The organism is Schumannella sp. GW821-FHT10F01 (genome assembly GCF_058809295.1).
Genome location: NZ_JBXASM010000003.1, coordinates 94,598 through 113,406, shown reverse-complemented (window position 1 = coordinate 113,406; position 18,809 = coordinate 94,598). Strand labels below are relative to the sequence as shown.

General features: G+C 72.4%; 17 protein-coding genes and 2 tRNA genes. 9 read left to right on the top strand and 10 right to left on the bottom strand.

Annotated elements, in window-relative coordinates; all coding sequences use genetic code 11:
- Nucleotides 1-47 precede the first annotated feature (47 nt).
- Both treY and glgX read right to left on the bottom strand, forming a co-directional pair.
- Nucleotides 48-2,381: a malto-oligosyltrehalose synthase gene (gene treY, locus AC1RSJ_RS05360; protein ID WP_493117309.1), complete on the bottom strand. Its 2,334-nt coding sequence runs from the start codon at nt 2,379-2,381 to the stop codon at nt 48-50.
- A gap of 4 nt (nt 2,382-2,385) precedes the next feature.
- The gene (gene glgX, locus AC1RSJ_RS05355; RefSeq protein ID WP_493117308.1) at nt 2,386-4,596 is read right to left on the bottom strand and encodes a glycogen debranching protein GlgX; all 2,211 of its coding nucleotides are present in this window, start codon (nt 4,594-4,596) and stop codon (nt 2,386-2,388) included.
- A 214-nt stretch (nt 4,597-4,810) separates the two neighbouring features.
- Here glgX and AC1RSJ_RS05350 point away from each other — a divergent pair.
- Together AC1RSJ_RS05350 and AC1RSJ_RS05345 are read left to right on the top strand one after the other, a co-directional pair.
- A tRNA-Thr gene (locus AC1RSJ_RS05350) sits at nt 4,811-4,882 on the top strand.
- A 24-nt stretch (nt 4,883-4,906) separates the two neighbouring features.
- Nucleotides 4,907-4,983: transfer RNA gene (locus tag AC1RSJ_RS05345), tRNA-Met, on the top strand.
- Between the two features lie 14 nt (nt 4,984-4,997).
- Here the strand turns inward: AC1RSJ_RS05345 and AC1RSJ_RS05340 are convergent.
- The gene (locus tag AC1RSJ_RS05340; RefSeq protein ID WP_493117307.1) at nt 4,998-5,792 is read right to left on the bottom strand and encodes an EAL domain-containing protein; all 795 of its coding nucleotides are present in this window, start codon (nt 5,790-5,792) and stop codon (nt 4,998-5,000) included.
- A gap of 137 nt (nt 5,793-5,929) precedes the next feature.
- Between AC1RSJ_RS05340 and AC1RSJ_RS05335 the strand changes: the two genes are divergently transcribed.
- Entirely contained in the window at nt 5,930-6,739 is an 810-nt protein-coding gene (locus AC1RSJ_RS05335; protein ID WP_493117306.1) for an alpha/beta fold hydrolase, read from the top strand.
- The gene (locus AC1RSJ_RS05330; RefSeq protein ID WP_493117305.1) at nt 6,736-8,139 is read left to right on the top strand and encodes a sensor domain-containing protein; all 1,404 of its coding nucleotides are present in this window, start codon (nt 6,736-6,738) and stop codon (nt 8,137-8,139) included. The genes AC1RSJ_RS05335 and AC1RSJ_RS05330 overlap by 4 nt, the downstream gene beginning before the upstream one ends.
- Nucleotides 8,140-8,200: 61 nt before the next feature.
- Here AC1RSJ_RS05330 and AC1RSJ_RS05325 read toward each other — a convergent pair whose 3' ends face one another.
- Nucleotides 8,201-9,157 (bottom strand): serine/threonine-protein kinase, encoded by a 957-nt coding sequence (locus AC1RSJ_RS05325; protein WP_493117304.1) that lies wholly within the window; start codon nt 9,155-9,157, stop codon nt 8,201-8,203.
- A 123-nt stretch (nt 9,158-9,280) separates the two neighbouring features.
- Here AC1RSJ_RS05325 and AC1RSJ_RS05320 point away from each other — a divergent pair, with 123 nt between their 5' ends.
- Together AC1RSJ_RS05320 and AC1RSJ_RS05315 are read left to right on the top strand one after the other, a co-directional pair.
- A complete protein-coding gene (locus AC1RSJ_RS05320; RefSeq protein ID WP_493117303.1) occupies nt 9,281-9,736 on the top strand; it encodes a MarR family winged helix-turn-helix transcriptional regulator in 456 nt (151 codons plus the stop codon).
- A gap of 102 nt (nt 9,737-9,838) precedes the next feature.
- Entirely contained in the window at nt 9,839-10,195 is a 357-nt protein-coding gene (locus tag AC1RSJ_RS05315) for a hypothetical protein (protein ID WP_493117302.1), read from the top strand.
- A gap of 18 nt (nt 10,196-10,213) precedes the next feature.
- Here AC1RSJ_RS05315 and AC1RSJ_RS05310 read toward each other — a convergent pair whose 3' ends face one another.
- Genes AC1RSJ_RS05310 through AC1RSJ_RS05300 form a run of 3 tightly spaced genes read right to left on the bottom strand, consistent with a single transcriptional unit; the run spans nt 10,214 to nt 12,845 of the window.
- Nucleotides 10,214-10,816 carry a PepSY domain-containing protein gene (locus AC1RSJ_RS05310; RefSeq protein WP_493117301.1) on the bottom strand — a complete coding sequence of 201 codons (603 nt, stop codon included), beginning with the start codon at nt 10,814-10,816 and terminating at the stop codon, nt 10,214-10,216.
- Between the two features lie 57 nt (nt 10,817-10,873).
- A complete protein-coding gene (locus AC1RSJ_RS05305) occupies nt 10,874-12,178 on the bottom strand; it encodes a sensor histidine kinase (RefSeq protein WP_493117300.1) in 1,305 nt (434 codons plus the stop codon).
- A complete protein-coding gene (locus AC1RSJ_RS05300; RefSeq protein WP_493117299.1) occupies nt 12,171-12,845 on the bottom strand; it encodes a response regulator transcription factor in 675 nt (224 codons plus the stop codon). The genes AC1RSJ_RS05305 and AC1RSJ_RS05300 overlap by 8 nt, the downstream gene beginning before the upstream one ends.
- A 313-nt stretch (nt 12,846-13,158) precedes the next feature.
- Here AC1RSJ_RS05300 and ppk2 point away from each other — a divergent pair, with 313 nt between their 5' ends.
- On the top strand, nt 13,159-14,070 hold the full coding sequence (ppk2, locus tag AC1RSJ_RS05295) for a polyphosphate kinase 2 (RefSeq protein ID WP_493117298.1): 912 nt from the start codon (nt 13,159-13,161) through the stop codon (nt 14,068-14,070).
- A 32-nt stretch (nt 14,071-14,102) separates the two neighbouring features.
- On the opposite strand, the gene AC1RSJ_RS05290 is transcribed toward ppk2, so the two are convergent.
- Both AC1RSJ_RS05290 and AC1RSJ_RS05285 read right to left on the bottom strand, forming a co-directional pair.
- Entirely contained in the window at nt 14,103-15,212 is a 1,110-nt protein-coding gene (locus tag AC1RSJ_RS05290) for a fatty acid desaturase family protein (protein WP_493117297.1), read from the bottom strand.
- 103 nt (nt 15,213-15,315) lie between these two features.
- Nucleotides 15,316-16,095 carry a helix-turn-helix domain-containing protein gene (locus AC1RSJ_RS05285; RefSeq protein WP_493117296.1) on the bottom strand — a complete coding sequence of 260 codons (780 nt, stop codon included), beginning with the start codon at nt 16,093-16,095 and terminating at the stop codon, nt 15,316-15,318.
- Nucleotides 16,096-16,231: 136 nt separating this feature from the next.
- Between AC1RSJ_RS05285 and AC1RSJ_RS05280 the strand changes: the two genes are divergently transcribed.
- Together AC1RSJ_RS05280 and AC1RSJ_RS05275 are read left to right on the top strand one after the other, a co-directional pair.
- Nucleotides 16,232-17,050 carry a phytanoyl-CoA dioxygenase family protein gene (locus tag AC1RSJ_RS05280; RefSeq protein ID WP_493117295.1) on the top strand — a complete coding sequence of 273 codons (819 nt, stop codon included), beginning with the start codon at nt 16,232-16,234 and terminating at the stop codon, nt 17,048-17,050.
- A gap of 100 nt (nt 17,051-17,150) precedes the next feature.
- Nucleotides 17,151-18,557, top strand: coding sequence for an APC family permease (locus AC1RSJ_RS05275; RefSeq protein WP_493117294.1), 1,407 nt, complete (start codon nt 17,151-17,153; stop codon nt 18,555-18,557).
- Here AC1RSJ_RS05275 and AC1RSJ_RS05270 read toward each other — a convergent pair.
- The gene (locus tag AC1RSJ_RS05270) at nt 18,554-18,808 is read right to left on the bottom strand and encodes a hypothetical protein (protein ID WP_493117293.1); all 255 of its coding nucleotides are present in this window, start codon (nt 18,806-18,808) and stop codon (nt 18,554-18,556) included. The genes AC1RSJ_RS05275 and AC1RSJ_RS05270 overlap by 4 nt on opposite strands.
- Between the last annotated feature and the right edge of the window lies 1 nt (nt 18,809).

The window sequence follows — 18,809 nt, the reverse complement described above, 5'->3', positions numbered from 1 at the left end:
GGCGGAGTCGATCCACCCTTCGACAGGCTCAGGGGTCCGAGAGTCGCTCACGGGAGCTCGTCCAATCTGGCCAGCAGGGCCACGGGGTAGCGGGCGAGCAGCTCGCCGACGGCGAGCTCGCCGCCCGGGTAGACGTGCCGGGTGAGCACGTCGACGACGGGGATGGTGGGCAGGATGATGCTCGTGCCGCCCCATCCGCCCGACCGGGCGAGGCCGAGCGGCAGGCGGGTCGCGACGGTCACGGCGCCGCCGCGGTCGAAGGCGACGGCGTGATCTGCGGCCGAGCCGAGCGCCGGCACGGGCGCGTAGCGGTCGAACAGCTCGGGCCGGTCGCGGCGCAGCCGGAGCGCCCGCGAGGTCACGAGCAGCTTCGCGACCCCGGACTCGTCCACCGGCGGCAGCCAGCCGTCGTCGAGCTGGCGCAGCAGGCGGCGGCGCTCGTCGAAGTCGACGGGGCGCCGGTTGTCCGGGTCGACGAGCGACCGCTCCCAGAGCTCGCTGCCCTGGTAGACGTCGGGCACGCCGGGCGCCGTGAGCTGGATGATCTTCGCCGCGAGCCCGTTCGAGAAGCCGGCCGAGCGGATCCGCTCCACGATCCCCTCGACGTCGGTGCGGGTCTCCTCGTCGTCGAACAGGTCGTCGACGAGGGCGTGGAGGCGCACCTCCCACGGCTCGTCCGGGTCGGACCAGGTCGTCGACAGCCCGCTCTCGCGCGCCGCCTTCTCGGCGTAGCCGTGCAGCGCCTCGCGCTCCCGCGGCCACGATCCGACGATCGACTCCCAGAGCAGGTTCTCCAGCGCGCCGTCGGCGAGGTTGCGGCGCGAGCGGCGCCGCGCGATGAACGCGGCCCACTCCTCCGGCGCCTCCGAGATCACGGAGATGCGCGCGCGGGTGTCCTCGCCGCGCTTCGTGTCGTGCGTCGACAGTGTCGTCATCGAGGCGGGGGAGGCCGCGAGCCGGGTCTGCTGGCGCTGGTGGAACTCGTCGATGCTCAGCGAGAACTCGCTCGGATCGGCGCCGACCTCGGTGAGGGAGGCGAGCCGCGAGGTGCGGTAGAACGCGGTGTCCTCGACGCCCTTCGCCATCACCATGCCGGAGGTCTGCTGGAACCGCCGGGCGACCGCGCGCGACGGGTCGCTCAGGGCCGCGTGCAGCTCCCCGATCACCGCGTCGAGGTCGGGCCGGCGCAGGATCGCCTCCGCGGCCGCCCGGTCGAGGTGCTCGTGCCCGTAGGGCAGGTAGCTGCGGTACACGGGGAAGCAGGCCAGCAGCTCGGCGATCGCGTCGCCGACCTCCCACTCGCCGAAGTCGCTCGTCGTCTCGGCGAAGTGGTCGCGCACGAGCCGGCGCACCTCCGAGCCGAGGATGCCGTCGGCGATGCCGCGCTTGGTGCCGTGGATCAGGTCGGCCCAGAGGATGCGGCCGCCGCGGCGGATGGAGGCGTCGAGGCGGTCGAGCGCCTGACGGCCCTCCGGGTCGACCAGCACGCGGTCGATCTCGGCGAGGGCGTCGTAGCCGGTGGTGCCGGCCGCTGCCCAGAACGCCGGCAGCTGCTCGCCGGACTCGAGGATCTTCTCGACGAGCACGTAGGCGCCGCCGGTGGCGGCCGCGAGCTGGTCGAGGTAGCCGCCCGGGTCGAGCACGCCGTCCGGGTGGTCGACGCGGATGCCGTCGACGAGCCCCTCGCGCACCCAGCGGATGATCTCGACGTGGCTGGCCTCGAACACCTCGGCGTCCTCGACGCGGATCGCCGCGAGCTCGTTCACGGCGAAGAAGCGCCGGTAGTTGAGCTCGCCGTCGGCCCGGCGCCAGTCGATGAGCTCGTAGTGCTGGCGGCCGTGGACGACGTCGGCGGGCGCGCCGTCGTCGGCCGTGCCCGGTGCGAGCGGGTAGCGGTGGTCCCAGTACCGCAGCTCGCCGTCGACGACCCGCAGGGCGCCGGAGTCGACCGCCTCCGCGACGCTCTCGCCGAGCACCGGGATGCGGAGCCGGCCCTCGCCGTACTCCCAGTCGATGTCGAACATGCGCGCCCTGATCGACTCCTCGCCGTGCCGCAGCACGTCCCACCACCAGGCGTTGACCTCCGGCAGCGCGACGCCGACGTGGTTCGGCACGATGTCGACGAGCACGCCGAGTCCCGACTCCCGGGCCCGCCGGGACAGCTCGTCGAGCCCCTCGGCGCCGCCGCGGGCCGGATCGACCCGGCGGTGGTCGACGACGTCGTAGCCGTGCATCGACCCGGGTGTCGCCTCGAGCAGCGGGGAGAGGTAGAACCACTCGGCGCCGAGGGCGACGAGGTAGTCCGCGAGCGCGGCGGCGTCCGCGAGCGGGAGCTCCGACGAGATCTGCAGCCGGTAGGTCGACGCGGGGATGCGGGTCATGGCATCAGGCCGAGGGCCCGGTCACCTCCGGGGTGGTCTTCGCCGCGGCGATCTGGTTGGAGAGGGAGGCGCTGAGCGAGGCGCTGACGGAGTCGTCGGCGACGACCTCGTCGTGGTGCTCGCGGAGCACGACGAGCGAGTGCGGGTTCAGCGGGAAGGTGCGGCCCGCGTGCAGCACGCCGCCGTCCGTCTCCTCGCCCGAGGTGTCGACCATCACGTCCCAGCCCGCCGCCTCGTCCGCGTCGGGGAGCGTGATCTCCACCGGCTGGTCGTTGCCGGAGAAGTAGACGAGGAAGCTGTCGTCGACGATCCGCTGGCCGCGACGGTCCTGCCCGGCGATGCCCTGGCCGTTGAGGTACACGCCGATGGTGCGGCCGAAGCCGGCGTCCCAGTCGGCGGGCTTCATGGCGGTGCCGTCCGGCTTCAGCCACTCGATGTCGGGCAGGCTCTCGCCCTCGCCGCGCTCGACCGGCCGTCCGTCGAAGAACCGCGCACGGCGGAACGTCGGGTGCTCGCGCCGCAGCCTCGTCAGCGCCGCAGTGAACTCGATGAGCGGACGGTCGGCCTGGTCCCAGTGCACCCACGAGATCGGGGCGTCCTGCGCGTAGACGTTGTTGTTGCCGTCCTGCGTGCGGCCGAGCTCGTCGCCGTGGAGGATCATCGGCACGCCCTGGGCGAGCAGCAGCGTCGCGAGGAAGTTGCGCTGCTGGCGCGCGCGGAGCTCGAGCACGGCCGGATCGTCGGTCGGCCCCTCGGCACCGCTGTTCCACGAGCGGTTGTCGTCGGCGCCGTCCTTGCCGTCCTCGCCGTTCGCGTCGTTGTGCTTCTCGTTGTACGACACCAGGTCGCGCAGCGTGAATCCGTCGTGCGCGGTGTGGAAGTTGATGCTCGCCACCGGGCGGCGGCCGTCCTGCTGGTACAGGTCGGCCGATCCGGTGATCCGGCTCGCGAACTCGCCGAGCGTGCCCGGCTCGCCGCGCCAGAAGTCGCGGATGGTGTCGCGGTACTTGCCGTTCCACTCCGTCCACTGCGGCGGGAAGTTGCCCACCTGGTAGCCGCCGGGGCCGACGTCCCACGGCTCCGCGATGAGCTTCACCTGGCTCACCACCGGGTCCTGCTGCACGAGCTCGAAGAAGGCCGACAGCCGGTCGACCTCGTAGAACTCGCGGGCGAGGGTGGCGGCGAGGTCGAAGCGGAAGCCGTCGACGTGCATCTCGGTGACCCAGTAGCGCAGCGAGTCCATGATCAGCTGCAGCGAGTGCGGGTTGCCGACGTTGAGCGAGTTGCCCGTGCCGGTGTAGTCCATGTAGTACTCGGGGGTCTTGTCGACCAGCCGGTAGTACGCCGCGTTGTCGATGCCGCGCATCGAGATCGTCGGGCCCTGGTGGTTGCCCTCGGCCGTGTGGTTGTAGACCACGTCGAGGATGACCTCGATGCCGGCGGCGTGGAGGGCCTTCACCATGCCCTTGAACTCCTGCACCTGCTGGCCGCGGTCGCCGGCCGCCGCATAGTGCGCGTGCGGGGCGAAGAAGCCGATGGTGTTGTAGCCCCAGTAGTTCGACAGGCCCTTCTGCTGCAGGGTGTCGTCGTCGACGAACTGGTGCACCGGCATGAGCTCGATCGCGGTGACGCCGATGTGCTGCAGGTGCTCGATGACCGCCGGATGCGCGAGCGCGCTGTACGTGCCGCGCTGCTCCTCCGGCACCTCCGGGTGCAGCGCCGTGAGGCCCTTCACGTGCGCCTCGTAGATGACCGACTCGGCGAGCGGGATGCGCGGGGCGCGGTCGCCGGTCCAGTCGAAGAACGGGTTGACGACGACGCCGCGGAACATGGCGTCGGCCGAGTCGGACTCGTCGATCTCGTCCTCGGTGCCGAACGTGTACGAGAACATCGACTGTCCCCAGGTGATGTCGCCTGCGATCGCCTTCGCGTACGGGTCGAGCAGGAGCTTCGCGGCGTTCGCGCGCTGGCCCTTCTTCGGATCCCACGGGCCGTGCACGCGGTAGCCGTAGCGCTGGCCGGGCTGCACGCTCGGCAGGTAGACGTGCCACACGTACGCGTCGACCTCGGTCAGCTCGACGCACGTCTCCGCGCCGTCGTCGTCGAAGAGGCAGAGCTCGATGCGCTCGGCGGCCTCGCTGAACAGCGCGAAGTTCGTGCCGTTGCCGTCGAAGGTCGCGCCGAGGGGATAGGGGGTGCCGGGCCAGGCCTGCATGGGCGCCTTTCCGAGGAGGGATGGGACGGTGCGACGCTGCCTGACGAGGTTAGCCCGTCGCGCTGATGCCGGTCAGGCTCCTCCCAGCCCCGCGTCGCCGCCGTGCCGGGAGCGTCGCGACCGACCCCGAAGACGGGGCTCGCGCTCGTTCGGGCACGCCGATCCCGGATGCTAGAGTTCTACGGTTGCCGCGGGCCGGATCGGTTCGTCGCGCGCCCCCTTAGCTCATTGGTAGAGCACTTCCTTGGTAAGGAAGAGGTAGTGGGTCCGATTCCCACAGGGGGCTCCGCATCCGCCTCGCGGATGCCGTGGCTGAGTAGCTCAGTTGGTGAGAGCGCACGACTCATAATCGTGAGGTCGCGGGTTCGAATCCCGCCTCAGCTACCACGACGCGATCCGCCTCAGGCGGCGCCCGCGCTCCGCAGGTAGTCGGTCAGCTCCGCGAGCGGCATGGGCCGCGCGAAGAGGAAGCCCTGCATCCGGTCGACGCCGAGCCGGCGCGCGTGCTCCACGTGCTCCCGGCTCGCGACACCCTCGACCACCGTGCGCACGTGGCGCTCGCGGAGCCGGGCGATGAGGTCGGGCAGCTCGCGCGGGCCCCGGTCATCGGCCATCACCAGGCTCATGTCGAGCTTGAGCTCGGTCAGCGGCAGCTGGTCGGAGAGCGCGCGCACCGCGTGCCCTCGCCCGAAGTCGTCGAGCGAGATGCCGATGCCGGCGCGGGCCAGGTCGCTGAGACGCGAGATCGCGGCCGGCAGATCGAGAATCGGCCGCGACTCGGTCAGCTCGATGGTGAGGTCGCCGTGCTCCAGCTCGCAGCCGACGATCGACGAGCGCAGCTCCTCGGCCAGCGTCCGCGAGCGCAGCTGCACCGCGGACACGTTGACCGAGGCCTGGATGCCGAGGCCGAGCTCGCGGAGCCCGCGCACCGCGCGGCAGGCGCTGTCGATCATCGCGGCGCCGATCCCGTGGATGGCGGCCGTCGACTCCGCCAGCGCGATGAAGCGCTCCGGTCCGAGCAGCCCGAGACGGGGGTGCTGCCAGCGCGCCAGCGCCTCGACGGCCACCGGTCGACCCGTCAGGGCGTCCACCTGCGGCTGGAACCACGCGACGATCCCGCCCGACGAGGCCGCCTGGCGCAGCTCGTCGATGAACCGATCGCGCGCCTCGAGGGAGGTCTGCTCGGTGCCGGTCACCGCCTCATGGTGCGGCCCCGTCCCGCGGCCGTCAACGCGGACGGGGGACGTCCAGGGAATGCACACATCCGACCGGATGCCAAGGCCTGCCCCCCGTGTCGCCAGGTGACTCATACTTGCGAGGGAAGGGAGTGCCGGTGGATGCGACCGCCTCGAGTGTGCTGCGGCGCAACAACGTCACCGTCACCGGCGATCCGACGGGGCGCCCCCTCGTGTTCGCGCACGGGTTCGGGTGCAGCCAGGAGGTCTGGGCGCACGTCGCGGCCCAGTTCGCCGACCGCTTCCGGGTCGTCCTCTTCGATCACGTCGGCGCGGGCGGGTCGGACCTGTCGGCCTACGATCCCGGCCGCTACGACTCCCTCGACGCCTACGCCGACGACGCCGTCGAGGTGATCGCGGAGCTCGACCTCCACGACGTCGTGCTGATCGGCCACTCCGTCGGGGCGATCATCGCGGTGCTCGCGTCGGTGCGCGAGCCGGAGCGCATCACGTCGCTCGTGCTCGTGAGCCCGTCGCCCCGCTACGTCGACGACGGCGCCTACGTCGGCGGATGGTCGCGCTCCGACATCGACGGGCTGCTCGACGCCCTCGACGCCAACTACCTCGGCTGGGCTCAGGTCGCGGCCCCGATGATCGCCGGCGGTGACGCCAACCCGGAGGCCGGCGCGGAGCTCACCGAGAGCTTCTGCCGCACCGACCCCGCGATCGCGCGCCAGTTCGCCCACGTCACCTTCCTGTCGGACAACCGCGACGACCTCGAGCAGGTGCGCGTGCCGACCCTCGTGATCCAGTGCACCGACGACGTCATCGCGCCGGAGCAGGTCGGCCGCTTCGTGAGCGAGCGCATCGCCGACAGCGAGCTCGTCGTCCTCCAGACGAGCGGGCACACGCCGAACCTGTCCGACCCGGACGAGCTGGCCTCGACCATCCGCGGCTTCGTCGGATGACCGGGTCCTCCTCGCCCGACGACGACGGGCCGTTCGACCGCGCGCCGAGCGGACTGCTCGTGACGGATGCCGCCGGCCGGATCGTGCGCGCGAACCGCGCCCTGGCCCATCTCTCCGGCCGCGACGCTGCCGCACTGCCCGGCGCCCTGTTCCGCACGCTGCTGAGCCCGCCGAGCCAGCTCTTCTACGAGACCCGGCACCTGCCCGTCCTCACGCTCACCGGGCGGATCGACGAGGTCGCGCTGAGCCTGCGCCGGCCGGATGGCGCCGACGTGCCCGTGCTCGTCACCTCGGTGCTCGAGGACCGCGGAGCGGCGGGCGACGGGCCGATCATCCGCACGTCGGTGTTCGAGTCGTCGGCGCGCACCGAGTTCGAGCGAGAGCTGGTCGCCGCCCGCCGCGCCGCCGAGGCCGGCGCGGAGCGGCTCCGCGTGCTCTACGAGGCGGAGACGGACTTCGGGGCGAGCGCCTCGGAGCAGCAGCTCGCCCAGCGCCTCGCCGATCACGCGCGGCGGGGGTTCGCGGCGACGGAGACGGCGGTGTTCCTCGACGACGGCGCGGGATCTCTGACGCTCGCCGGCGGGGCGAACCCGCTCGACATCGAGGCCCGGCCCTCGGGTGCCGGCGCGGAGGCGATGGTGTCCGGGCAGCCGATCGAGGTGCTGGCAGAGACGACGGACGGCCGATTCGACTGGATCGCGGCGTCGCTGCGGCGCGCGCGGTACGAGTCCGTCACCATCGTGCCGCTCACCGACGGCAGCGCCGCGTTGGGCGTCCTGGTGCTGTTCCACCGCCGACGGCCCGAGCTCGACGACGGCACCGGCGAGGTGCAGCGGCTGCTCGCGCTGCAGGCCGCCCAGACGCTCCGCCGTCTTCGTCTCCAGCACGAACTGGAGCGCCTCGCACGGCACGATCAGCTGACCGGGCTGCCGAACCGGTCGGCGTTCCGAGACGAGCTCGACCTGCGCGCCGCGGGCACCGCGACGACGATCGCGGTGATCTTCTTCGATCTCGACGGCTTCAAGACGATCAACGACGAGCTCGGCCACGCAGCCGGGGACGCCGCCCTGCGGGAGGTCGCCGACCGGGTGCGCGAGGTCGTGCGCGCGTCGGACACCATCGCCCGGCTCGGCGGCGACGAGTTCGTGGTGCTCTGCGACGAGGTGTCGCCCGAGACGGCGCGCGACGTCGCCGAGCGGATCCGCGATGCGGTGCGCCGTCCGCTGCCGGGCATCGGCCGCGCGGTGAGCGCGAGCGTCGGCGTCGCCGTCGCCGACGCGGCGGCGCGCGACGGCCTGACCGCCGAGCAGCTGCTCATCCGCGCCGATACCGCCATGTACCGCTCCAAGCGGGAGGGTCGCGACCGCATCACACTCGACGTGGTCGGCGCGACCGCCTGAGCGGCCGTGACCGACTACCCGAGGGTCGGCACGCCTGCGGATCCGCCCCGCGGCGCAGCTGTCACGCCGGGTCGGACGCGTGCCGCGGCGCTGGGCGCGCGAGCGCGGCGCGGGCCGCCTCGACCACGTCGGCCGCGGCCGGCCGCGAGCCGGGCTCGTGATCGGTCATCGCCTGGATCAGGTCCGCCCAGTCGGCGGGCACCGAGTCGGGGATGCGCGGGTCGCGCTCGATCCGCCCCAGAGCCGACTCGACGGCATCGCCTTCGAACTCGACGGTGCGGGTGAAGCACTCGAGCAGCACGAGCCCGAGCGAGTAGATGTCGGAGGCGGACGTCAGCGCGTCGCCGTAGACCTGCTCGGGGCTGACGTAGGCGGCCGTGCCGAGGAGCGGCTCGTCGGGCTCCCGGGCCGTGGCGGCGCTCGTCTCGAGCGCGAGCCCGAAGTCGGTGAGCCGCGCGCGCGGCCTGGCGGAGCGCGACCCGTAGTCGGTGATCATCACGTTCGCCGGCCCGACGTCGCGATGCACGACGCCCTGGGAGTGCACATAGTCGAGCGCCTCGGCGATCTCGAACACGATCCCGCCGATCTCCGGCACCGAGAGCGGACGCGCATCGAGCAGCGACCGCAGCGTCTGCCCCTGCACCAGCTCCATCACGAGGAACGGCCTGCTGTCGTCCGGCGTGGACTGGTCGATCCCGGCGTCGACGATCGAGACCACGCCGTGGTGGCTCAGGCTCGCGAGCACCCGCAGCTCGTCGCGGAAGCGCACGATATCGGCGTTGTCGCCGGCGCTGAAGACCTTGATGGCGACCATGCGCCCGATCGACTCGTCGCGCCCGCGGAAGACCGTCGACATGCCGCCCTGCGCGAGGGGCGCGAGCGGCCGGTAGCGGCCGAGCAGCAGCGGCGCTCCCGCGACGCCGTCCGGGGCGGGTGCTGCGCCGTCCGGGGCCGGTGCTGCGCCATCCGGAGCCGGCGCGGCGCCATCCGCGGGTCCGGGCCCCTCCTCCGACTGCACGAGTGCGATCGTAGCGAGACCGGGAACGCGCTCCGAACACGCGCGGGCGCACGGCGGACGAGCGGGCATCTCCTATCGTGACTCGGGGAGCCACACCTTCAGCCCCGACGGAAGCGGACATCGGTGACAGACCACGAGACGCCGGCGCACGAGCTGCTCGGCGCGCTGCGCGACTACGCGGCCGCCGCCCGCGAGGCCTCGCTGCCCGGGCTGGTCGCCCTGAAGATCCGGGAGATGGACCTCAAGGCCGTCCGCTTCGTGCTCGAGCATCCCGGAACGCGGGCCGGCGACATCTCCCGCCACCTCGGCATCTCGAGCGCGTCGACGACCGTGCTCATCGACCGGCTGGCGGCGAAGGGCCTGCTGCGGCGGGAGTCGTCGGAGTCCGACCGGCGCACGCGGCTCGTCCACGCCACGGTCGACCCGCACACCGAGCCGTGGTCGTCGCTCGCCGCGTTCGACCGCGCGGCCGGTGCGGTGGCGGAGGGCTGGGACCCGGACGCGGTCGCCGCGGCGACCGCGCTGATCCGGCGGATGTCCAGAGCGTTCCCCTCCACGGATGCCCGGCCGAACGCCTAGAAGAACTATCTAAAACTTCTAGCGATCTGCTAGCGTCGGGACGAGACGCACGCGGTGCCGAACCGCGATCCCGCGTCGCCCTCCTCGCCGAATGGAACTCCGATGCAGAAGCACTCCGACGACCGGGTCAACGGCGTCTTCCTCCGCGCGATCGGCGCGATGACGCTCGCCGCGCACGACCTCCGCATGCTCCGCGACGCCCCCGCTCCCGCCGCCGCGCACGACGGCTGGAACGAGTTCGCCGACCACCTGCTGTCGGGCGCCGAGGCGGTCGTCGTCGGGGCGAGCGGCAGCCACTTCCCCGGCAACACGATCTCGATCCTCCGCGACGGCGTGCGCGTCGCGGTCGACGTCGACCACGTCGACAAGCTCACCGAGAAGCTGCGCCGCCACGCCCAGGTCGGCATCGCGCTCGGCGTGGGCGAGTCGATCGTCGCCGACGAGCTGCTCACCGCCTGACTCGGCGGGGCGCGGCCCTCAGTCCTCGTCGGTGCTGTCGGTGCTCCGGCTCACGACGGAGCCGGATGCCGCGTCGAGACGCAGGCCGTGCTTCGTGCCGGACGAGTCGATCACGTCGCCCTCCCACACGATCGCGCCGGCGTGGTCATCGAGGTTGAGCTCGACGATCTCACCGGCCTGCGCGTCGGTGAGCTTCCCGGCGGCTTCCTTGTAGGTGACCTTCGCCGCGGCGAGGAACGCCGTGTTCTCGACGGCGTCGTCCTCGTCATCGGGCTTCGCGGTCGGGCCCGTCGTGACGGCGCCGTCCGAGGTCAGATGCACCTCGGTCTCCGCTCCGGCCTCATCGGCGAGGAGCACCTCCCAGGTGCCGGAGTCCTCGCGCTCGATCGAGATGATCGTGCCGGCCGGCACCGCCCGCTCCGCCGCGGCGCCGATGTCGAGCAGCGCGTCCGCCGTCGAGCCTGATGAGCGGGAGCTCGTGGAGGAGGAGCCGGAGGGCGCGCCCTCGGTCCCCGGCGCGATGCTGCAGCCGGCGAGCAGCGCTCCGGCGACGGCGATGACGGGCAGGGCGGCGAGCATCCGGCGGGCGGGACGGCCGATCGTGCTGGTGGTGGTGTCCATGCCATCGAGACTGCCCAGCCGATGCTGTCGCCGCGCTGAATCGGCCTGAACCGGCGGTCAGGAAGCGGGCAGCCGGAGCTCGAGACGTGCCCCGCCGAGCGTCGATTCCGCGGCGGAGGCCGTGCCGCCGTGCCGTGCCGCGGCCTCCGCGACGATGGCGAGGCCGAGCCCCGAGCCCCCGGCATCGCGCGACCGCCCCTCGTCGAGGCGAACGAAGCGGTCGAACACCCGGCGTCGCTCCTCGGCGGGGATGCCGTCGCCGTCGTCCTCCACCACGATGAGGGCCGCGCCGTGTCCGACCGTCAGCTCGAGGCGGATCCGGGCCCGCGCATGTCGGCGGGCGTTGTCGCCGAGATTCCGCAGCGCTCGCGCGAGCAGCCCGGGATCGCCGACGACGCGGACCGCGACCACCTCGGCCTCGACGGTCGCGCCCAGCACGCGAAGGCGGGCGGCCTCCGCGACCACGAGGTCGTCGAGATCGACCGGCTCGCGCCGGACGCCGCCGTCCTCCCCGGAGCGCGCGAGCACGAGCAGGGCATCGACCAGGTCCGCCAGGCGCGACGACTCGGCATCGACGACCTCGGCCAACGACGCCAGGTCCGTGGCGTCGGGGTAGTCGGCCGCGAGCTCGGCGTGCTGGCGGAGGCTCGCGATCGGCGACCGGAGCTCGTGGGACGCGTCCGCGACGAAACGCCGCTGCGCGTGCTGCGACGAACGGATCCGGTCGAGCAGGCCGTTGAGCGTGTCGGCCAGGGCGCCGAGCTCCGCCGCGCCCGCCGGCGGCTCGACCCGCGCCGCGAGATCGTCGGCCGGGATGCCCTCGACCGCGGCGCGGAGGCGCTCGACCGGCCGCAGCGCCCGCCCGGCCACGATCCAGACCAGCGCGGCGATGAGGGCCGTCGCGGCCGGCACGGCGATGGCGAGCAGTCCGGCGGCGGCGTGCGTCGCCTCCGCCACGGACTCGAGCGATCGGGCGACGACGACGTGCCGGCCGTCCTCCTCCTCGGCGGCGACGACATAGGGCTCGCCGTCGAGGACCACACGGGCGCCGTCGGACGCCGGCAGCGGTCCGTCCGTCTCGTCGGCCGCCTCCTCGGTCTGCGCGGTCACCTCGCCGTCGCGCTGCAGCTGGACGATCGCGTCATCGTCCACGCCGAGGAGCGGATCGTCGCCGTCGCCGATCCGCGTCTCGACCGTGTCGGCGAGATCCCCGGCGACGGCGCGCTCCGAATCGGCGAGTCGTGCGTCGAGCGCGACCACGAACAGCGCGCCGCCGAGCGCGAGCAGCACCAGCATCACCCCGGCGGACGCCGCCGTGACCCGGATGCGCAGCGTCGCGCCGCGGCGAGGACGGTCAGCCATCGTCCGCGATCCGGTAGCCCGCCCCGCGGACCGTCTCGATCGAAGCACGTCCGAACGGTCGGTCGACACGATCGCGCAGGCGGCCGACGTAGACCTCGACGATGTTGAGATCGCCGTCGTACGCGGCATCCCAGACCCCGGCCACCACCTCGCGCTTCGACACCACCGAGCCGCGGTGGCGGAGCAGGAACTCCAGCACCGAGAACTCGCGCGAGGTGAGCTCGATGGGTCGCTCCCCGCGCGTCACCCGCCGCGTCGCGGGATCGAGTGCGAGGTCGCCGGCCTCCAGCACTGCCGGGCGCTCCCGAGCCCCGCGGCGGACCAGCGCGCGCAGCCGCGCCAGCAGCACCGAGAAGCGCGCCGGCTTCACAAGGTAGTCGTCGGCGCCGGTGTCGAGGCCCCCGACCTCGTCCCACTCGCCGTCCTTCGCTGTCAGCATGAGGATCGGCGTCCAGTCGCCCTCGTCGCGGAGCGTACGGCAGACGACGTAGCCGCTCATGCCGGGCATCATCAGGTCGAGGATGATCGCGTCGTAGTCGTGCTCGCGCGCGAACCACAGCCCGTCGACGCCGTTCGACGCGACGTCGACGCCGAAGCCCTCGGCCTCCAGGCCGCGACGGACGCCGTCGGCGAGGCGCACCTCGTCGTCGACCAGCAGCACCCGCATGCGGACAGTGTGGCGTGCGGGTGCTGAACCCGTGCTGAAGCGCACGGGATGGTCGTCTCGCGCTCGGACGCGCCAGGCGCTGGCCGAGGCCGAGCGGCAGGGGGCGTGCACGGGTCGGTGATCTGCTCCAAGGGGGCAGCCGTCGTCGATCTGAACACCGGCGTCGGCTCGCGGGCGACCCGCTTCCGGACGCCGACGCGCGAGACGCCGTCGCCGGGCTCCGCCGGCCGGTACCCGGCAACCTCCCGTGCACCGCGGGTCGCTACGATCCCGCTCGACCCGGCACGACCGGGCCGAGCGGAGGAGCGCCAGCATGACGGTCACGGACCCCTACTCGCAGTCGATGCGGGAGTACATCGAGGAGCTCCGGCAGGCCGGCTACTCGGTGTCGGACGGGCACACGCCCGACCCGGACCTCATCGATCCGCACGGCGATCCGGTGCTGACCTGGCGCGACGACTACCCCTACGACGAGCGGATGGACCGCGAGGGCTACGAGCGCGCGAAGTACTACCTGCAGATCGAGCTGCTGAAGTGCCAGTACTGGCTCGAGGACACCGGCCAGCGGGTCGTGGTGCTGTTCGAGGGGCGCGACGCGGCGGGCAAGGGCGGCACGATCAAGCGCTTCACCGAGCACCTCAACCCGCGCACCTCGCGCGTGGTCGCGCTGAGCAGGCCGACGGAGCGCGAGCAGGGCCAGTGGTACTTCCAGCGCTACGTGGAGCACCTGCCGGGTGCCGGCGAGATCGTCATGTTCGACCGCTCCTGGTACAACCGGGCGGGGGTCGAGCGCGTGATGGGCTTCTGCACCGACGAGCAGTACGAGACGTTCATGAGCCAGGCGCCGCAGTTCGAGCGGATGCTCATCGACTCCGGCATCCACCTGACGAAGTTCTGGTTCTCGGTGACGCGGCGCGAGCAGCGCACGCGCTTCGCGATCCGCCAGCTCGACCCGGTGCGGCGCTGGAAGCTGTCGCCGATCGACGTGCAGTCGCTCGACCGCTGGGACGACTACACGGCCGCGAAGCTGGAGATGTTCGCGCGCACCGACAAGCGCTCGGCGCCGTGGGTGACCATCCGCTCGAACGACAAGAAGCGCGCCCGCCTCAACGCGATGCGGTACTTCCTGACGCAGTTCGAGTACCCGGGCAAGGACCACGACGTGGTCGGCATCCCGGATCCGCTCATCGTCGGGCGCGGCAAGACCGAGCCCGACGTCGAGTAGTCGCGCGCTGGGCGTCGCCGCCCCGCGCCCGATCAGGTGATGCGGTACTGGGCCACGACCGGGCAGGCGAACGGGTCGCGAGCGGCCAGGCCGACCTTGTTGAGGTGCCGGACGACGATGCCGAGGGCCTCGGCCAGCCCGGTCTCCGTGTAGGGCACGCCCTGTGCGAGCGCGTGCTCGCGCACGTGGTGCGACGCGGCACGGAGGTTCGGGCGCGCCATGCTCGGGAACAGGTGGTGCTCCGTCTGGTGGTTCAGGCCGCCCATGGCGAACTCCATGAACCGGCCGGGGCCGCCGATGTTGCGCGAGGTGCGCACCTGGCGGGAGAAGAAGTCGATGCGGGCGGTCGCCGCGATGATCGGCATGCCGGTGTGGTTCGGCACGAACGAGCCGCCCATCATGATGCCGAAGACGACGAGCTGCACGCCGAGGAACGCCCACGCCATCCCGAACGGGAGGAACGTGAAGATCGCCCAGGCGTAGAGGCCGAAGCGGACGAGCACGAGCGCGATCTCGAGGGCGCGGTCGCGGCGGGTGCCCTTGAGGCCGCGGCCGGTCACGAGCGCGCGCACCGAGTGCCAGTGCAGGTTGACGCCCTCGAGCGTGAGCAGCGGGAAGAACGCCCAGCCCTGCACCCGGGTCAGCCAGCGCAGCGGACCACGGCGCTGGGCCGCGTCCTCCTCGAGGAAGGAGACGGTGTCCTGCTCGATGTCGGGATCCTTGCCGACCGTGTTCGGGTTGCCGTGGTGGCGGGTGTGCTTGTTCTGCCACCACGAGTAGCTCATGCCGACGACGAAGGTGGCGAGCCACTGCGCCGCTCGGGTGTTCCACTTGCGCGAGGCGAAGATCTGGCTGTGCGCGGCCTCGTGCGCGAGGAAGGCGAACTGGGTGAGGATCACGCCGAGCCCGCCGGCGACGAGCAGCACGAGCCAGTTGTCGTGCAACAGCACGACACCGGCGCCGGCGCCGATCGTGAGTGCCGCGAGCACGCCGAACACGCTCCAGTAGAAGCCGGTGCGGCGCTCGAGGAGGCCGGCGGCCCGCACGCGCTCCAGCAGCTCGGCGTAGCTCGATGTGCCGGTGTCGCGGAGGTTCTCGCGGCGGCCGGTGCGACGGAATGCGGGTACGGCAGTGCTCGACATGCGGCTGCTTCCGTGGGGAACAGCCCTTCGGCCGAACTTGGAGTTCACGCTGATGCGATTGCATCGAATCTAGAGGACGTTGCTGTGATACCGCCCTGCCCCGTCAGGGGGTCTCCCGTGTGGCCTCCCGCTCGCGGAAGGCGGTGGGGCTCAGCCCGTGCAGGCCGCGGAACCGCCGGGAGAAGTACAGCGGGTCGTCCCAGCCGACGTCGCGCGCGACATCGGCGATCGAGCGGGAGGTCGAGGCGAGCATGGAGGCGGCCCGCGCGAGCCGCTCGCGCTCCACGTAGCGCTGGGGCGACACCCCGAGCGAGGCGCGGAACAGCTCGCCGAGCCGCGACGGCGACAGGTGCGCCACCCGGGCCAGCGCCGGCACCGAGAGGTCGCCCGCGAGCTCGGCGCCGATGTGCTCGACCACGCGCAGCAGCCGGGGGTCCATGCCGCCACGGAGCGGGTTCTGGGTGTCGATCCAGAGCAGCGCCGTCTCGAGCGCGTTCACGGCGAACAGCTGCGACCGGGGCAGCGAGCCGCTCGCGGCGCGGACGGCAGCCCGCAGCGCCGCGAGCACGCGCGGCCGCACGGCCGCGGCGACCGGCACGCGCGAGGCGCCCGGCGCCGGCTCCGGCCACTCGAGCAGCGGCGTCCACTCGGCCCGCGGATGGAAGTGCGCGAACGCGAGCGACCACGACGCGCCGGCGGTGCCGTAGTCGTGCCGGGCGCCGGGCCGCAGCAGCACGACGTCGCCCGGGGCCGTCTCGAGCCGGCCGGACCGGGTGACGATGCGGCCGGCTCCGTCGATCGTGTACAGCAGCAGCCAGTCGCTCGTGCCGCGCTCGCGCCAGGTGTCGTAGTCGGCGCGGGCGCGGAACTCTCCGGCAGCCACGCGGACGACGCGCGGATGGACGGCCTCGCGCCGGGGGGTGACGGGGGAGGCGGCTCGTGCCGCCGTCGTCGGATCTTCCATGATCGTCCGGCATCATGCCATGGTCGGCCCGGCGCCGGAAGCGGACGATGGACGCATGCAGACCGCGACGATGACGTCAACGCCCGAGACCCTCGCCGACGACTACGCCCGCGAGGGCATCGTCCAGCTCCGGGGCCTGCTCGCCCCGGACGAGGTGTCCGCGATCCGCGACGTGTTCATGGAGCAGGTCGAGCGCGACCGCTCCGTCGGCCACGACGACCACCTCGCGGCCGATGACGTGCTCGCGCGCTATCCGCGGTTCGTCCATCCGCACCGCCGCACCGAGCTCGAGGTCGGCCGCCTCGCCCGGCAGTGGATGCTCGATCCGCGCATCACCGGTCCGGTCGTCGACGCGGTCGGCCCGGTCTACGCCGCGCAGTCGATGTTCTACTTCAAGCCCCCGACGGCCCGCGGCCAGGCCATGCACCAGGACAACCTGTTCCTGCAGGCCCACCCGGAGACCTGCATCGCGGCCTGGATCGCGATCGACCGGGTCGACGGCGAGAACGGCGGGCTCAAGGTCGTCCCCGGCTCGCACCGCATCGAGATCCAGTGCACCGAGGACGCGGATCCGGAGGAGTCGTTCACGAGCAACGGCATCCGGCTGCCCGACGGCATGGAGGTCGTGCAGTCGGAGATGGACCCGGGCGACGTGCTCCTGTTCCACGGCAGCATGGTGCACGGCTCCGGGCCGAACCGCTCCGCCGACCGCTTCCGCCGCTCGCTGATCTTCCACTACGTGCCTGTCGACAGCTTCGAGGTGGCGCGGTTCTACAACCCGCTGCTCGACCTCGACGGCCGCGAGGTCGTCATCGCCGAGGCACAGGACGGCGGCGCGTGCGGGGAGGGCTGGCTGCCCGCCGGTCCGCACTGATCGCCCGGGCCGTCGACGGGGGCGGCCGCCGGGGCTGTTGACGCGGCCGCCGACTCCGCCATGATGGGGCATCCCCAGCCCTCGACCCGACGGAGTCCGGATGCCCGAATCGACCGCGACCGCCGGCGGCGGCCTCAAGCGCAGCCTCGGACTCGCCGCGGTCGTCGGCCTCGGCCTCGGCTACATGACGCCGACCGTCGTGTTCGACACGTTCGGGATCGTCTCCGACAAGACCGACGGCGCCGTGCCGGCCTCGTACGGCATCGCGCTCGTGATCATGCTGCTCACGGCCATCAGCTACGGCCGCCTCGTGCGGGTGTTCCCGGCGGCGGGCTCGGCGTACACCTACGTGCGGGAGTCGATCCATCCGAACCTCGGGTTCATGGTCGGCTGGGCGTCGCTGCTCGACTACCTGCTGCTGCCGATGGTGAACGCGCTGATCCTGCGCCTCTACATCGAGCAGCTGTTCCCGGCCATCCCGGGCTGGCTGACCGTGCTCGTGCTCAGCGCGCTGGTGACGACGCTCATCGCGCTGACGATGCGCGGCACCTCGAACCTCAACATGCTGCTGCTGGTCGGCGCGCTGCTCGTCATGACCGTGTTCGTCGTGATCGTGGTCGTGCAGCTCGCCGGCGGCGCGGGCGCCGGCACGGTGGCGAGCATCACCCCGTTCGTGCACGGCGGGGTGGCGCTCCCGGCGCTGCTCACCGGCGCCACCGTGGTGTGCTTCTCGTTCATCGGCTTCGACGCGGTGACGATGTACACCGAGGAGGCGAAGTCCACCTCGACGATGCCGCGGGCGATCCTGCTCACCGTGCTGCTCGGCGGCATGATCTTCCTGGTCGCGTCGTACTTCACCCAGCTGCGCTTCCCCGACAACGAGCCGTTCGGCGAGTTCACCGACGACCCGCTGCCGCAGATCGGGCTCATCGTCGGCGGCCCGGTCTTCCAGGCCGTCTTCGTCGCGGCCGGGTTCGTCGCGACGCTCGCGTCCTGGCTCGCCTCGCACGCGAGCGTGGCGCGCATGCTGCTCGTGATGGGCCGCAACAGCGTGCTGCCGCGGCGCGTGTTCGGCTACGTGCATCCGAAGACCCGCACGCCGCTGTTCAACGTGGTCATCGTCGGCATCGTCGCCCTGCTCGCGAGCGCCTTCTCGCTCGAGCTCATCTCCTCGTTCATCAACTTCGGCGCACTCATCGCGTTCACCTTCGTCAACGCGTCCGTCATCGCGTACTACGCCGTGCGGCAGCGGGAGCGCGAGACGGTGCGGGATGTCGCCCGCAACATCGTGCTCCCGGGCGTCGCGATGCTGCTCACCGGCATCCTCTGGTCGCAGCTGCAGCCGGATGCGATCATCGCGGGCGTCGTCTGGGCGGCGGTCGGCCTGGCCTACCTGCTGATCCTCACCCGCGGGTTCCGCCGGCAGCCGCAGAGCTTCGACGAGGCCCAGCCGGTGACCGGGTTCAACAAGGTCGTCGAGGCCGAGCCGGAGCCCGAGTCGCGCTAGCGGCCGGTCCGATCGTCGCGCGGCGCGGCCGCCGCGCGCAGGGCCCCCGCGATCGCGACGATCAGCCCGACGACGGCGAGCACCACGCCGAGCACGAGGCCGAGTGCGCCGCCCGCCCCCGCGCCGCACACCGCCGCGCCGCCGGGGCAGACGCGCCACGGCTGGAACAGGAACAGGGCCACGAGCACGATGCCCGCCACGGTGACGACGAGCCCGGTCACGGTGACGGCGGTCGGGGCTCGGCGGCTCATG

Excerpts from the sequence above, each read along its gene's own strand:
- treY (WP_493117309.1), bottom strand. The coding sequence starts at position 2,381 with ATGACCCGCATCCCCGCGTCGACCTACCGGCTGCAGATCTCGTCGGAG.
- glgX (WP_493117308.1), bottom strand. The coding sequence starts at position 4,596 with ATGCAGGCCTGGCCCGGCACCCCCTATCCCCTCGGCGCGACCTTCGAC.
- AC1RSJ_RS05330 (WP_493117305.1), top strand. The coding sequence starts at position 6,736 with ATGACCGGGTCCTCCTCGCCCGACGACGACGGGCCGTTCGACCGCGCG.
- AC1RSJ_RS05315 (WP_493117302.1), top strand. The coding sequence starts at position 9,839 with ATGCAGAAGCACTCCGACGACCGGGTCAACGGCGTCTTCCTCCGCGCG.
- AC1RSJ_RS05310 (WP_493117301.1), bottom strand. The coding sequence starts at position 10,816 with ATGGACACCACCACCAGCACGATCGGCCGTCCCGCCCGCCGGATGCTC.
- AC1RSJ_RS05305 (WP_493117300.1), bottom strand. The coding sequence starts at position 12,178 with ATGGCTGACCGTCCTCGCCGCGGCGCGACGCTGCGCATCCGGGTCACG.
- AC1RSJ_RS05300 (WP_493117299.1), bottom strand. The coding sequence starts at position 12,845 with ATGCGGGTGCTGCTGGTCGACGACGAGGTGCGCCTCGCCGACGGCGTC.
- ppk2 (WP_493117298.1), top strand. The coding sequence starts at position 13,159 with ATGACGGTCACGGACCCCTACTCGCAGTCGATGCGGGAGTACATCGAG.
- AC1RSJ_RS05290 (WP_493117297.1), bottom strand. The coding sequence starts at position 15,212 with ATGTCGAGCACTGCCGTACCCGCATTCCGTCGCACCGGCCGCCGCGAG.
- AC1RSJ_RS05280 (WP_493117295.1), top strand. The coding sequence starts at position 16,232 with ATGCAGACCGCGACGATGACGTCAACGCCCGAGACCCTCGCCGACGAC.
- AC1RSJ_RS05275 (WP_493117294.1), top strand. The coding sequence starts at position 17,151 with ATGCCCGAATCGACCGCGACCGCCGGCGGCGGCCTCAAGCGCAGCCTC.
- AC1RSJ_RS05270 (WP_493117293.1), bottom strand. The coding sequence starts at position 18,808 with ATGAGCCGCCGAGCCCCGACCGCCGTCACCGTGACCGGGCTCGTCGTC.